The organism is Nocardiopsis ansamitocini (assembly GCF_030268225.1).
GTDB lineage: Bacteria > Actinomycetota > Actinomycetes > Streptosporangiales > Streptosporangiaceae > Nocardiopsis_D > Nocardiopsis_D ansamitocini.
Window position 1 is genome coordinate 1,364,005 of record NZ_BSQG01000001.1, and the last position, 14,313, is coordinate 1,378,317.

At 70.0% G+C, this 14,313-nt stretch carries 9 protein-coding genes; 6 read left to right on the plus strand and 3 right to left on the minus strand.

Annotated elements, in window-relative coordinates; translation table 11 throughout:
- Positions 1-7 precede the first annotated feature (7 nt).
- The 3 genes from QSJ59_RS06110 to QSJ59_RS06120 all read right to left on the minus strand — a co-directional run bounded on the left by QSJ59_RS06110 (position 8) and on the right by QSJ59_RS06120 (position 3,342).
- Positions 8-766 carry a SurA N-terminal domain-containing protein gene (locus tag QSJ59_RS06110; RefSeq protein WP_285757710.1) on the minus strand — a complete coding sequence of 253 codons (759 nt, stop codon included), beginning with the start codon at positions 764-766 and terminating at the stop codon, positions 8-10.
- A gap of 140 nt (positions 767-906) precedes the next feature.
- Positions 907-2,406 (minus strand): adenylyl-sulfate kinase, encoded by a 1,500-nt coding sequence (cysC, locus tag QSJ59_RS06115; RefSeq protein WP_285757711.1) that lies wholly within the window; start codon positions 2,404-2,406, stop codon positions 907-909.
- Between the two features lie 159 nt (positions 2,407-2,565).
- Positions 2,566-3,342 carry a class I SAM-dependent methyltransferase gene (locus QSJ59_RS06120; protein WP_285757713.1) on the minus strand — a complete coding sequence of 259 codons (777 nt, stop codon included), beginning with the start codon at positions 3,340-3,342 and terminating at the stop codon, positions 2,566-2,568.
- A 164-nt stretch (positions 3,343-3,506) separates the two neighbouring features.
- On the opposite strand from QSJ59_RS06120, the gene mfd reads away from it, so the two are divergent.
- The 6 genes from mfd to QSJ59_RS06150 all read left to right on the plus strand — a co-directional run bounded on the left by mfd (position 3,507) and on the right by QSJ59_RS06150 (position 14,244).
- Positions 3,507-7,088: a transcription-repair coupling factor gene (mfd, locus tag QSJ59_RS06125; RefSeq protein ID WP_285757714.1), complete on the plus strand. Its 3,582-nt coding sequence runs from the start codon at positions 3,507-3,509 to the stop codon at positions 7,086-7,088.
- Positions 7,089-7,570: 482 nt separating this feature from the next.
- Positions 7,571-9,166, plus strand: a complete 1,596-nt coding sequence (locus tag QSJ59_RS06130; protein ID WP_285757715.1) for a Wzz/FepE/Etk N-terminal domain-containing protein — start codon at positions 7,571-7,573, stop codon at positions 9,164-9,166.
- Between the two features lie 29 nt (positions 9,167-9,195).
- A complete protein-coding gene (locus QSJ59_RS06135) occupies positions 9,196-10,503 on the plus strand; it encodes a ligase (RefSeq protein ID WP_349497183.1) in 1,308 nt (435 codons plus the stop codon).
- Positions 10,500-11,732 carry an aminoglycoside phosphotransferase gene (locus tag QSJ59_RS06140; protein WP_285757718.1) on the plus strand — a complete coding sequence of 411 codons (1,233 nt, stop codon included), beginning with the start codon at positions 10,500-10,502 and terminating at the stop codon, positions 11,730-11,732. Before QSJ59_RS06135 ends, QSJ59_RS06140 begins: the two co-directional genes overlap by 4 nt.
- Positions 11,733-11,827: 95 nt before the next feature.
- The gene (locus QSJ59_RS06145) at positions 11,828-12,685 is read left to right on the plus strand and encodes a sulfotransferase domain-containing protein (RefSeq protein ID WP_432707422.1); all 858 of its coding nucleotides are present in this window, start codon (positions 11,828-11,830) and stop codon (positions 12,683-12,685) included.
- Positions 12,682-14,244 carry a lipopolysaccharide biosynthesis protein gene (locus tag QSJ59_RS06150; protein ID WP_285757719.1) on the plus strand — a complete coding sequence of 521 codons (1,563 nt, stop codon included), beginning with the start codon at positions 12,682-12,684 and terminating at the stop codon, positions 14,242-14,244. Before QSJ59_RS06145 ends, QSJ59_RS06150 begins: the two co-directional genes overlap by 4 nt.
- Positions 14,245-14,313: the final 69 nt, after the last annotated feature.

Below are 14,313 nucleotides of genomic sequence, written 5' to 3' on the forward strand. Positions count from 1 at the left end.
GTCGGGATCACCCGCCCATGGGCTGCTGGCCCTGGGGCAGGGCAAGCGCGGGTTCGGCCGGTGCCGACAGGAGGCTTCCACGGGGGTCGATGGTGAGGCCCGCAGGGTCGAACACCCCATAGCGGGGGTTGACCTCGATGTCGGCCGCGGCCAGGTGGCTGCGGAAGCGCTCTTGGGGGTAGAGGTTGGCCGCTTCGGCGGGGACGGACGACTCCAGTTGCGCCATCGCCGTCTCCACTTGCTCCTCCAGCTCGGCGCCGCTCAGCCCGTTGTACTCGGCCTGCTCGGTGAGGTAGGCGCGGGTGTCGGTGCGCAGCTTGTCCTCGATTTCGGCGAGGTCCGCAGGATCGGCCTCACTCGCCAGTCGGTCCCCGATCAGCGCGACGCGCACCTGGTCATCGACCTCGGCATCGGTGAGCCCCTGGAACTGGGGCGACTCGCGCCCGCCGAGTCGGTCGAGGACCTCATCGGTGTCGGCCCGGGTGATCGCGATGCCCTCCTCCTTGGCGATCTGGTCCAGGGTGGTGACGGTGATGTAGCTGCTGAGCACCCTGGTCGCCGCGTCCGAGCGCTGCTGGGGGGAGAGCTGCCGGCCCGAAGCCGACTCGATCCGCTCGACCTCGCTGCGTACCTGCTCGTGGCCCAGGCTCTCACCACCGACGACAACGGCGGAGCCGGCCTGGGAGACCCCGCAGCCGGTGAGCATCAGCACGGCCGCTGCCGCGCCCGCAAAAACTGTTCGACGGCGCGGGAGAGTCGAGCGCACAGGGCTGAACCTTTCGATCGGGCTACACGGCTCGGCGGGCCGGACGGCAGCCGGGGCAGTTGGTGCGCCGCCCACTGTGCCGCACCGGTGCCCCGCGCGCCACCCCGTCCGCACCGGACCAGCGTGTCGGAGGGTCTTGCTCAGGGCATCGCGTCGGGCAGCCAACCGCCCTCGCGCAAGGCCGTCACGACCTGGTCGACCGAATCCGCCTCGGCCGCCCCCGCGGTGTCGATGACGAGGTCGGCGTCATGGGGTTCCTCATAGGGATCGGAGATCCCGGTGAACTCGGGGATCTCGCCGGCACGCGCCTTGGCGTAGAGGCCCTTGCGGTCGCGGGTCTCGCACACGTCGAGCGGCGTGGCCACGTGCACGAGGAAGAAGTCCCCGGTCTCCTGGGCCATACGGCGCACCTCGGCGCGGGTGGCGGTGTAGGGGGCGATGGGCGCGCACACCGCGACACCGCCGTGTCGGGCGATCTCGGCTGCGACGTAGCCGATACGGCGGATGTTGAGGTCGCGGTCGGCGCGCGAGAAGGTCAGCCCCGCTGACAGCATCCGGCGCACTACGTCCCCGTCCAGGAGCGTGACGGTACGGCCGGTAGCCCGCACGGCCTCGCTCACCCCGCGTGCGATCGTGGACTTTCCCGAGCCGGACAGTCCCGTGAAGAACAGGGTGAGTCCGCGGCGGGTCCGCGGAGGACGCATCCGGGCCATCGCCGCGGCGACCGGCTCCGGAGTGAACCACGGAGGCAGTTCCCGCCCGTGCACCAACTCCGTCTCCACCTGCTCGGCGGTGAGTTCGGCCCGGACGCGGTCGGGTGCGATCCGGTCGGCCGGACGCCAGGATTCGGTGTCGGTGTCGTAGCCCCATTCCTGCTCGGGCAGGACGACCACGGGGGTGGGCGACGCGTCGGTCGCGCTGCTCTCCCGGGTTTCGAGCAGCACATGGGTGGCACCGTAGGCGGCTGCCACGTGCACGGCGAGCAGCGCGCGGCGCTGCGCGGGCAGCGGGGGCCCTCCGTCGGTCCAGGCCGCCGGCAGGGTGACGACGGTGTACCGGGTTTCCTCGGGCAGGAGGGGACGGGCGGCCAGGACCGCGGGTGCCGCGGCCTCGTCGTCGAAAGGTGCGTCGATGAGGACGAGCAGATCGGGGGCGGTACCGCCGATCCCGTCGAGAGCGGCGTGGATACGGGTCAGTGCCCGATGGTGCAGCGCCTGGTCGGTGACCACTGCGAGCATCGGACGCGTGCGATCGGCGCGCTCCCGGCGCACCTGCTCCGGGGTGTGGCGCAGGGCGCGCAGCACTCCGTGGGCGGGCGGTGCGGCCCGGTGCAGCCGGCCTGCCAGCCTGGCTCCCCCCGCACGGCGCCCCTCGGTGACGTCGAGTTCGGCCAGGGGGGCGCCCTCGGGGTCGGTGAGGGTGATGCTGTTGGTGTCGGCGAGCTCGTCGGACACGGTGAGGACGACCGGGACCGGCCAGACGGCGCCCGGGGGCGGTGGTCCGTCGGTGGCGAGTTCGGCGGCCTCGGCGACCGTCATGAAACCTGGGAGCGGGCACACGCCGGAGAGGATCAGCTCCAGATGGGCCAACCCCTCCGGTCCCGGGGTGAAGGCGGGCGGGTCACCGGCGGGCCGGGTCATGCGTGCTCCCTACGTCGTCGCTGGCGGCGCGCGGCGCGCCGTCCCCATTCTGGCCGAGGCCGCCCGGGGCGGCGCGGTCCGGGGTTGTCCACAGGCGGTGGACGCACCCGGCCCGCTTGTCGGGCGGTCGGCCAGAATGATGGGGGACGACGTGGAAGTTCAGGACTTGCGCAGGACGAAAGCGAGGTTGTTGTGCCTGGCGGTGAGACGGCCGAGCGACGCGGCGGCGACCGTGCGCAGTCCGGCGTCGACGATCGGGGACATCCGGCCGAAGTAGCGCAGGTGGTGGTTGCACGAGAGCGTCTGCAGCACCTCTACTTCATTGCGCGCGCAGTAGTCGAGCACCCCCCGGTAGGAAACCACCCGGTCGTAGACGGTGGGAAACGGGCCGAACCCTGGCCGCCCCGCGTTCACCCGGCCACGGACATGACGCTTGTAGGCCACGTGCAGGCCGAACGGAGCGATCCGGGTCAGGAATCCGTACACCGAGTCGCGGTCGGGGATGCGCAGGAGCAGGGTCCCGCCCGGCCGCAGTGCGGCGAACAACCGGTCCAGGACCTGTTCGGCGCCGGACACGTGCTCCAGCACCCAGGAGCAGAACACCACGTCGTAGGCTGCTTCGGGCAGTTCCACGGTGCGCAGGTCACCCACGATCGCCTCGTGCAGGTCGGCGCGCTCGTCGATGCGCATGCGCAGGCTGCGCCCGTCGGCGTCGATTCCGGTGATGTGCGGGGTCACCCCCTCGACCTCCACCGTGCCCAGCGTCCACTGCCGGCCGCAACCGGCTTCCAGGATCCGCAACTCGGTGGCGCCGCGCTCGTCGCGGACGCGCACCCCCGCCTCATGGATGCGCTGTCGAAAAACCTCGGTGTCGTACTCGGGAGTGGGCTGAGCCCTGAGGGGCGGAACAGCCCGGGTCGATTGAGCGTTACTCATGGTGAGCAATCATGCCGGTCACACGCTGTGAGCGGTGGCGAATCCGGGTACAGCCGGTGTGGCGCCACGCGTAGGCTGTCTACGGGGAGCACACCGAATCCGTGGCCGGCGCGTTTCTACCGCCGTGCGGCAGGCACCTTCCATCAAACGCCCCACTTGGTGATATGAGCCTTTCTGGACTTCTCTCCGTCGTCGCCGGTGACCCGGCCCTGAGCAAAGCGATCGCGACCGCGCGAGGCGGCCATGATCCCCGTCTCGACATCGTCGCGCCAACCGCCCTTCGCCCCTTTCTGGTCGCAGGGCTGGCCGTCGACGCCCCGGTGGGCGCCGGGCGTCCGGTTTTGGCCATAACCGCTACTGAGCGTGAGGCATCCGATCTCACCGAGGCGCTGGGATCCCTGCTGCCGGAGAGCTCCGTCGCGCTGTTTCCCGCGTGGGAGACCCTGCCGCACGAGCGTCTGTCGCCGAGGTCGGACACCGTCGGTCAGCGCCTGGCAGTACTGCGGCGCCTGGTCCACCCCGATCCCGCCGACCCGCTGACCGCACCGCTGCGCGTGGTCGTCGCCCCGATCCGCGCAGCCCTGCAACCGCTGGTGGCGGGGTTGGGCGACCTCAAACCGGTACGGTTGCGCGCCGGCGACGAGGCCGAGCTGGACACCGTGGTGCAATCCCTGGTCTCAGCGGGGTACGCACGGGTCGATCTCGTGGAGAAGCGCGGCGACATCGCCGTGCGCGGCGGAATCCTGGATGTCTTCCCCCCGACCGAGGAGCACCCCCTACGGCTGGAGTTCTGGGGCGACTCCGTGGAGGAGATCCGCTACTTCCAGGTCGCCGACCAGCGTTCCATGTCCGCCACGGAACGCTCCGGCGACGACGCCGCGGCCGGACTGTTCGCCCCGCCGTGCCGGGAACTTCTGCTCACCGACGAGGTCCGGGCCAGGGCCCGCGCATTGAGCGAGGAGCACCCCTCCCTCGCCGACATCCTCGGCAAGCTCGCCGAGGGCATCTCGGTCGAGGGCATGGAGGCGTTCGCCCCGGTCCTGGCCGAGCGCATGGAACTGCTGCTGGACCTCCTGCCCGAGGGCGCCCACGTTCTGGGCTGCGACCCCGAGCGCATCCGCACGCGCGCCACGGAGCTGGTGGCCACGAGCCAGGAGTTCCTGGACGCGTCCTGGATCAACGCCGCCTCCGGTGGCGAGGCCCCGATCGACCTGGGCGCCTCGGCCTACCAGTCCATCGCCGACCTCCGGCTGCGCGCGAGCGAACTGGACCTTCCGTGGTGGACGGTCACTCCCTTCGACCCGGGCGCCGGTTCCGCCGATGACGACGACTCGGTCCTGGTGGGGGCCACCTCAGCGGACGCCTACCGTGGCGACACCGAGCGCGCCCTCGCCGACGTCAAGTCCTGGCTGCACGACGAGTGGCGGGTCGTGCTGCTCACCCAGGGACAGGGCCCTGCCGAGCGGCTGGTCTCCATGTTGCGCGACGCGGGTCTGGGCGCACAGCTGCGCCCGGATCTCCCCGGACCACCGGATGCCTCGGTGGCCACGGTCACCACGGGGCTGATCGAGCACGGTTTCGTATGGCGCTCGGTGCGCATGGTGGTCCTCACCGAGACCGACCTCGCCGGACAGCGCTCATCCACCCGTGACATGCGCAAGATGCCCAGCAGGCGGCGCGGCGGCATCGACCCGTTGCAGCTCAAGCCGGGCGACTACATCGTGCACGAGCAGCACGGCGTGGGCCGCTACATCGAGATGGTGAGCCGAAGCGTCCAAGGCGCCACACGCGAATACCTGCTGATCGAGTACGCACCGTCCAAGCGCGGCCAGCCCGGCGACCGGTTGTTCGTCCCCACCGACCAGCTCGACGAGGTCACCCGTTATGTCGGCGGGGACGCGCCGTCGCTGTCCAAGATGGGCGGCGCCGAGTGGACCAAGACCAAGAACCGGGCACGCAAGATCGTCCGGGAGATCGCCGGTGACCTGATCCGGCTGTACTCGGCGCGCCAGGCGTCTCCCGGGCATGCTTTCGCCCCCGACACCCCGTGGCAGCGCGAGCTGGAGGACGCCTTCCCCTACGTGGAGACGCCGGACCAGCTCGCGGCTATCGACGAGGTCAAGGGCGACATGGAGAAGGCCCTGCCCATGGACCGCTTGATCTGCGGCGACGTGGGTTACGGAAAGACCGAGGTCGCGGTCCGGGCGGCGTTCAAGGCCGTGCAGGACGGCAAGCAGGTGGCCCTGCTGGTGCCCACCACCCTGCTGGTCCAGCAACACCTGTCCACGTTCAGCGAGCGTTATGCCTCCTTCCCCGTCACGGTCAAGCCGATGTCGCGGTTCCAGAGCGACTCCGAGATCGCCGCGACCCGCGAGGGCATGCTCTCGGGCGAGGTGGACGTGGTCATCGGGACCCATCGCCTGCTCTCCGCCGAGACGAAGTTCAAGAACCTGGGCCTGGTCATCATCGACGAGGAGCAGCGCTTCGGCGTCGAGCACAAGGAGTCGCTGAAGCGGCTGCGGACCCAGGTGGACGTACTCGCGATGTCGGCGACCCCCATCCCCCGCACCCTGGAGATGGGGCTCACCGGCATCCGGGAGATGACCACGATCCTGACCCCGCCCGAGGAGCGGCACCCGGTGCTGACCTTCGTGGGGCCCTACGACGAGAAGCAGATCACCGCGGCCATCCGGCGTGAACTGATGCGCGAGGGCCAGGTGTTCTTCGTGCACAACCGGGTGGCATCCATCGACAAGGTCGCGGCCACCCTGCAGCGCCTGGTTCCCGAGGCCCGGGTGGCCTACGCCCACGGGCAGATGAACGAGCAGCAGCTGGAGAAGGTGATGGTCGATTTCTGGGAGAAGAACTTCGACGTCCTCGTCTCCACCACGATCGTGGAGTCGGGGCTCGACGTCCCCAACGCCAACACCCTCATCGTCGACCGTGCGGACAACTACGGCCTGTCCCAGCTCCACCAGCTGCGCGGCCGGGTCGGGCGCGGTCGGGACCGGGCCTACGCCTACTTCCTGTACCCGGCCGACAAGCCCCTGACCGAGACGGCGCACGAGCGATTGGCGACGGTCGCCCAGCACACCGAGACCGGCGCGGGCATGTACGTGGCGATGAAGGACCTGGAGATCCGCGGAGCGGGCAACATCCTCGGGGCCGAGCAGTCGGGCAGTATCGCCGGAGTGGGATTCGACCTGTACGTGCGCATGGTCGGTGAGGCGGTGCGCGAGCTCAAGGGTGACCCGAACTCGGTCCAGGAGGTCGAGACCAGGGTCGAACTCCCCATCGACGCCCACATTCCACACGACTACGTTCCGGGCGAGCGGTTGCGTCTGGAGGCCTACCGGCGTATCGCGGGGGTCGGCGGGGAGGCCGACATCGCGGCGGTACGCGAGGAGTTGGCCGACCGGTACGGTGAGCCACCGCGCCCGGTGGACAACCTGCTTGCCGTGGCCCGTTTCCGTGTGCTGGCCAAGAGTGCGGGACTGACCGACGTCATCATGCAGGGCAGCCAGGTCCGGTTCGCCCCCGTGGAATTGCGCGAGTCCCAACAACTGCGGGTCCGCAGGCTCTACCCCAAATCCCTGCACAAGGAAACCACCAAGACGCTGCTGGTCCCGGCCCCCAAGAGCGGCGGACTGGGCGGTAAGCCGCTGCGCGACCTGGAACTGCTCACCTGGGCCGCGGACCTGGTGGCGGCCGTGTTCGAACCGCAGAAGAAGCGCCCCGAGGGCTGATGCGCCCCATGTCGGCGCCATAGGGCGAGGACACCCGCCCGGGTAGGCCCGGCCCCTCGAAAAACGAGGGGCCGGGCCTACCCGGTCATCAGACGGTCGAAGCCCGCTCGTCTGCCCACGTGTTCCTCCTGCCGTTTCACCGAGCAGACGCTCGCTGTGCTCGGGCCCCTCTCAAACACCGCGACCCGCACGAGGGGGCGGGGACGGGCCTGTTCTGTGCCGATCTGCGGGTCCACGTCCGAGGAACAGCCGGGGCGCACCCTTTGGGGACGGACAGCACCGGGCAGGGCTGGCATTCGTCCCCGCTCTGTGTTTCGGTCGCGGCCGGCCCGGCGTCAAATTCCTTGCCGGTTCCGCCGCTTCACCGAACTCTCGATGATGGCAAACCCTGCACACGATCAACTCGACTACTCTTAGTGTTTAAGAAATTACCAAACGTGTCAGTCGAGATGTGTTGACCGAAGAAGTAGGGACGCTCCCCGATGGATACCCCCGCCCCCGGACCGGAACTCACCGACTACGCGGCCACACTGCGACGCCGCTGGTGGATCATCGCTGCCGCGATGGCGCTCGGTCTGACCATCGCGGCGCTGGCCCTGGTGGTCGTGCCCCGTACCTACACCGCCACCACCTCGGTACAGGTACGACCGACCGGGCTGGCCGACCTCACCGGCGAACGTTCCGGCCGCACAAACGGCGAGGTCAACCTCGATACCGAAGCCCAACTCGTGGCATCCGCCGAGGTCGCCTCCGCCGCGCTGAAGAAACTGGGCCGCGTCGAGGACATCACCGAGTTCCGCAACCGGGTGAACGTCAGTGTCCCGCCCAACAGCAGCGTGCTGGACATCGCCTACTCCGACTCCGGCCCCGAGCTGGCTCAGCGGGGCTCCACGGCGTTCGCCAGCGCCTACCTGGAGTACCGGGCGGAACAGGTGGACCAGCAGATCGACGCCCGGGTCACCGCACTGACCAGCGAACTCAGGCAACGGGAGGCTGCACTGGGTCGCGCGTCCGACCGCGCCGACTCCGCGACCGGGGCGGCTCAAGTACGTGCCGAGACCGAACTCGGATCCGTACAGAACGAGATCACCGAACTCGGCAAGCAGATCAACCCGCTCAAGGCACTGCGCGAGTCCCTGCTGCCCGGACAGGTCATCACCGCCGCCGTCGCCCCCGACTCCGCGAGTTCCCCGATACCGGCCATGTGGCTGGGCAGCGGACTTCTGCTCGGTCTGGTGGCCGGAGTCGCGGCCGCCTACCTGCTGGACCGCCGCGACTCCCGTCTGCGGTCGGTGGGCGACGCCCGGCGCCACGGCGCGGGCCCTGTCCTGTTGGACCTGCGCGCGACCGACGCCGCAGCGGGCATCCTGGACGCCACCAGCCGGGCCGGCCAAGGCTTCCAGGAACTGGCGCACACGCTCGGCGCCCGTCTGGGTGCGGGCGACCACGTACTCCAGGTGTCAGCGCTGTCCTCCGGCTCCTCCGGGGCCGTGGTGGCGGTGAACCTGGCCGCCGCGCTGGCCCGCGTCGACGCCGGGGTCCTGCTGGTGTGCGCCGACCCAGGCGATGCGACCGCCTCCCGGTTGCTGGAGGCCCAGGGGCCCGGACTGACCGAGGTACTGATCGAGGGAGCCGATACGAACGCCCTGGAACAGCATCCGGTCCGCACCCCGGGGCTGCGGTTGCTCTCCTCTGGCCAGGACCCCGACCGCGCGGCAGGCCTGCTCCAGCGCGAGGTCATGATCACCACCCTGAACAAGCTGCGGGGCAGGGCCCGCTACGTGCTTGTGCTGACCGCGCCGATCAGCGAGCGCGCCGACGCCCACGCCATGGCCCCGGCCTGCGACGCGGTACTGACCGTGGTGGAACTGGGCCGAACGCGCCGTGAGGACCTGACCGGGGGCCTGGACCGGCTCAAGCACATCGGGGCACGGATGCTGGGCACGGTCACCGTGGCGACGCTCCACGCCTCCACTCCAGCGCCTAGGGAACAGGCTCCCCCGGTACGCGCTCCCAAGGCAGCCACGGGCGCGCACGACACAGCGGAGTCCTCCGCCGACCTCGCACCGCAGCGGTGACGCACCTCCTGCGCCCGGGGTGGCCAGTGGTGTGGTTGACGGCCGGATACCCGCTCTGGTGGGCGCTGGGACTGGGGCAGTTCGCGTTCTGGCTGTTCGCGGTGCCGATGGTGATCGAACTGGTCCGACGCCACCACGCGGGACGTCCGCTGTTCCTACCCTCCGGGTTCACCCTGTGGGTGCTGTTCCTGGTCTGGTCGGTGGCCGGACTGGTCCTGGTGGGGCTGACACCGGCGGGCGCTCTGGCGGGCACCGGCGGGATGCTGGGCGCGATCATGCGCATCATCACCTACCTGGCGCTGACCGTGCTGATGCTCTACGTCGGCAACCTGTCGCGGACGGAACTGTCTGACCTGCGCATCGCCCGCGCGCTTGGCTGGCTGTGCCTGGCGACCGTGGCCGGTGGCCTGCTGGGGACCTTCTGGCCCTACTTCGAGTTCACGTCCTTGGTGGAGATGCTGCTCCCCGGGTCGCTGGCCGGGGAGTCCTACGTCCAAGCGCTCGTCCATCCCTCCGCCGCCCAGATCATGGACGTGCTGGGGTACGAGTCGCCGCGCCCCAAAGCTCCCTGGGAGTACACCAACACCTGGGGCAACATGCTGTCACTGCTCCTCATCTGGCTGGTGGTCGGCTGGGTTGCGCGGGGCAGCACCCGGAGGCAGCTGATCGGCGTGACGGCCATCGCGGTCTCGGTCGTCCCCGTCGTCTACTCGCTCAACCGCGGCCTGTGGGTGGGGTTGGCACTATCGGTGGCCTTTGCACTGGTGCAGTTGCTGCGTCGCGGCAGGATCGCGGCCGTGTCGCTGTGCGCGGGGGCGGTGGCACTGGCGCTGGCCGCGGTCCTCGTCTCACCACTGCTGGACATCTTGCAGGAGCGCGCGGACAACCCGCACAGCGACGACGGCCGCGCGGTGGCCAGCGCGGCCGCGCTGCGTGCGGCGGGCGACTCGCCGGTCGTGGGCTGGGGAACGACCCGCGCCGCGTTGGGCAGCGGTTCCTCCATCGCGATCGGCAAGTCCCCCGAGTGCCCGCAGTGCGGCAACAACACGATCGGCAACAACGGGCAGTTGTGGTTGCTGCTGATCGCGAACGGCTGGGGCGGAACCCTGCTCTTCCTGGCCTTCTTCGCGCAGGCCGCGTGGCGTCACCGTGGCGACCTCTCCCTGGTCGGCTCGGCTTCGCTGCTGAGCATCCTGCTGCTGTTCTGGTACATGTTCTTCTACGTCGCGTTGACGGCGCCGCTGGCCGTGTCGATGATCGCCGTTGCCCTGCTGTGGCGGAGGTCGAGAGAGAAGACGCCAACGGTGGTCTCGACGCTGGAAAGTGGCGTGCGATGACCGGCGAGACAACCTACCTGACCGACCTCGCCGAGGTGCTCTGGCCGTGCGGCGGTCTCCTCGACCGTGGTTCCGGCGAAGAACCCGGGACGCCCGGCTCGCGTGGCGCGCCTGTGCGCGTTTACCTGCCGGTTCCCTCCGCCCACGATCCGCGGGTGATCATCCCCGCCGCCAACCGTTACGCCGCTGTGCGCGGTATCTCGGCGTTCGCGCAGGGCCACTCCCTCCGGGAAAAACTGCGCACGGGCCTGCTGACCACGGCGTTCGCCAGTGGGGTGGCTCCGCTGCTGCTGCGCGACCGGCTGCGGGTCGGCTCGGGCCAGGGGATCGAACACGCGCTTTCGGGTGCGCTGGACCGGGAGCTGGTGATCGTCATCCATGTCGGTCCGCCCCGCGCGAACCGCAAACCCGTCCTCCTGCTCCTCACCCCCAAGGGCCGCATCGTGGGGTACGCGAAGGTCGGGGTGAACGCGTTGACCTCGCGCCTGGTCGCTGCCGAGACCGTGGCGTTGAGACGCCTGCTGGACTCGGTCCTGCCCGATGTCACCGTGCCTCGCCTGCTTCACGCGGGCGAGTGGAACGATCGTCCCCTGCTGGTCCAGGAGGCGCTGCCTGTAGGCGATCAGACCGACCGGCCCACCCGTCGCCAATTGCTGCGCTGCGTCGTCCAGGTGGCGGCACTGGAACCGATCGCCGAACGGCTGGTCTCCGCCTCGCCCTACCGGCGCACCCTTGTCGAGCGAATTACCGCCCTGGGCCAGCGGCCCGAGGCCGATGCGCTGCGCGCGACCCTGGAGCGGCTGCCCGACGTCCGGGTGCCTTTCGGGGCCTGGCACGGCGACCTCACCCGGTGGAACGTGGCCAGCACCTCGCGACGGGCGTTCGTATGGGACTGGGAACGGCTGACGTTCGACGTCCCGGTGGGCTTCGACGCGCTGCACTACGAACTCAACGAGTCGGTCCAGGCCGGCGTGCATCAGGGGGTGCACCGCTGGCTGGACAGTGGCGCGCGCCTGCTGCGGGACCCGATGCTGGCCGCGACCGGGCTGAAGTCGCGTGCGGTGCCCACCGTGATGGCGCTCTACCTGATCGACCTGGCGACACGCTATCTGCACGACCGTCAGGCCGAGGCGGGCGCGAAGCTCGCAGCCGTGGACGACTGGCTGCTGCCGGCTCTCGCCGGGCTGGAGGAGCGTGCCGCCCACGAGGCGGCCACCGCCCGCCCCTGACCGATGGCCGTCCCGGTTCGCCCGGCGAGCGGCTTTCCCCTGTCAAGCGCGCCCGGACCGGCGCGCCGGCCCTCCGAGCAAGGAGCCTGTGACGTATGACCGCAACCAACCGCCCCGGACCCGCCGTGTCTGCCGCCAAGAACGCTATGCGTGCCGCAGCAGGAGTGTTCGGCCAGTTGACCCGGTGGAACCGGGTCCTTCCCGATTTCCTGATCGTGGGCACCCAGCGCGGTGGGACGACCTCGCTGTTCAAGGCCCTGGTGCAGCACCCGCTGGTCGAGGGGCCGACCTTCCGCAAGGGCGTGCACTACTTCGACGTGAACCACCATCGGGGGCCGGCGTTCTACCGGGGGCACTTCCCCACGCGCAAGTCGGCCCTGCCCCCCGTCCAGGTCTGCGAGTCCAGCCCGTACTACATGTTCCACCCGCTGGCCCCCGAGCGGATCGCTCGGGAGCTGCCCGACACGAAGATTCTGGTGGCGCTGCGCGACCCGGTGGAACGCGCCTACTCCGCCTACGTGCACGAGCGGGCCAGGGGCTTTGAGACCGAGACGTTCGAACGCGCTCTGGAACTGGAGCCCGAGCGGCTGGCCGGGGTCGAGGAGCGGTTGGCTGCCGACCCCTGCGCCTACTCGCACAGCCATCAACATCACGCCTATCTGTCACGAGGCCAGTACGTGGACCAGTTGGAACGTTTGGAGAAGCACGTGGGGCGCGATCGCATCCACGTCGTGGAAAGCGAGTCGTTCTTCCGGCAGCCGGAGGAGAACTTCGAGGTGATCGCCGGTTTCCTCGACCTCCCCCAGCATTCGGGCATCCGGTTCGAGCGTCACAACGCACGGCCGCGCAGCAGCATGGACCCGGCCCTGCGGGATCGGCTGCGCGCCCATTTCACGCCTTATGACGAGCGGCTGGCCCAGTGGTGGGGGCGCATGCCCGGTTGGCGACGATGAACGACCCGGGACCGAAGACGCAGCAACGGCCGACGGGGGCCGCCCCGACCGCGACGAGCGGGGACTCCGCCGGATTGGGCCGGGTGGCGCGGGGCGGGGCCGTCAACATGGCCGGGGCGGTGTGCGGGGCCGCGCTGAACGTCGGACTCGTGGTGGTCGTGGCGCATATGTTCCCCCAGGAGACCGCCGGCGTGTTCTTCTCCGCGACCTCGGTGTTCCTCATCGTGCTCGCGGTGGCCAACCTTGGCACCTCCAACGGCCTGGTGTACTTCATCGCGCGACTGCGCGCCCTGGGAGCAGGCGGTCAGAGCCTGGGAGTGCTACGGCTGGCGTTGAGACCGGTGGTGGCGGTGGCCCTGCTGGTCGGTGCGGCTCTGGCATTACTGGCCGAACCGCTCGCGGGGCTCCTGGGCAGCCAGGATGCCGCCGCCTATCTACAGGTGCTGGCGATCTTCCTGCCGTTTGCCGTCTATGCCGATGCCGCACTGGCAGCGACCCGCGGCTTCAACGACATGCGGGCGACGGTGGTCCTGGACAAGGTGGCCCGTCCCGCCGCGCAGTTGGCCCTGCTGGGCGCACTGGCCGTGTGGGGCGGCGCAGGACTGTTGACAGTGGCCTGGGTCGGCCCGTACCTTCCGGTCGCGATCCTGGCCTGGTGGTGGCTGCGCCGGGTCCTGCGTGTTGCGGAGCGGGAGGAAACCGCACCACTGCCCGTGGGGCCGAAGGTCGTGGACGCACGGACTTTCTGGGCTTTCGCTCTGCCCCGATCGGTGGCCAGCATCGCCCAGATCGGGATCCAGCGCAGCGGAATCGTCCTCGTCGCGGTCCTCCAGGGGGCGGCCGAGGCGGCGGTGTTCACGGCGGCGACACGGTTCATGGTGGTCGGTCAGTTCGCGACACAGGCCATCCAGTTCGCGGTGCAGCCGCGCCTGGCCGAACTGTTGGCGATACGCGACCACAAGGGCGCAGCCACCCTGTACCAGGCCGGCACCGCGTGGCTGGTCTGCCTGACCTGGCCGCTCTACCTGCCCGTCATCGTGTATGCGCCGCTGCTCCTGCACTTGTTCGGCGCGGACTACGCGGCAGGCGCCGGTGTGCTGGTAGTGGTCTCGGCTGCGATGTTGGCGTCCTCTGCCTGTGGCATGGGGGACCTGGCCCTGACGATGGCGGGGCGCACCGGCTGGAACCTGTTCAACAACATCCTGGCGCTTGTGGTGAGCGTGGTGGTGTGCGTGGTCCTGATCCCGTGGATCGGGGCGGTGGGTGCGGCTCTGGCGTGGGCTGCGGCCGTTTTGGTGCGCAATCTGCTGCCGTTGGCGCAATTGCACCGTTCGCTGGGGCTCCAGCCGCTGAGCCGGGCCTGGCTGGTGGCCGTGGGTGCGTGCCTCGTCTGGTTCGGCCTGGTCCCGCTGGGCGCCAACGCGGTCCTGGGCGCCGGGGCGGGCTCGCTCGCAGTGGCAATGCTGGTGGGAGGCGCCGGGTACGCGGCCACACTGTGGCGATTGCGGTCGGTGCTGGCGCTGGAGGGATTGCTGCACCGGCGCCCCACCGCACGGTGAGTGCCCGAAGCGGTCGGTGCTGGTGCCTGCGCAGTGGCAGAGGCATTCGTCCTTATTGCAGGGGATTCT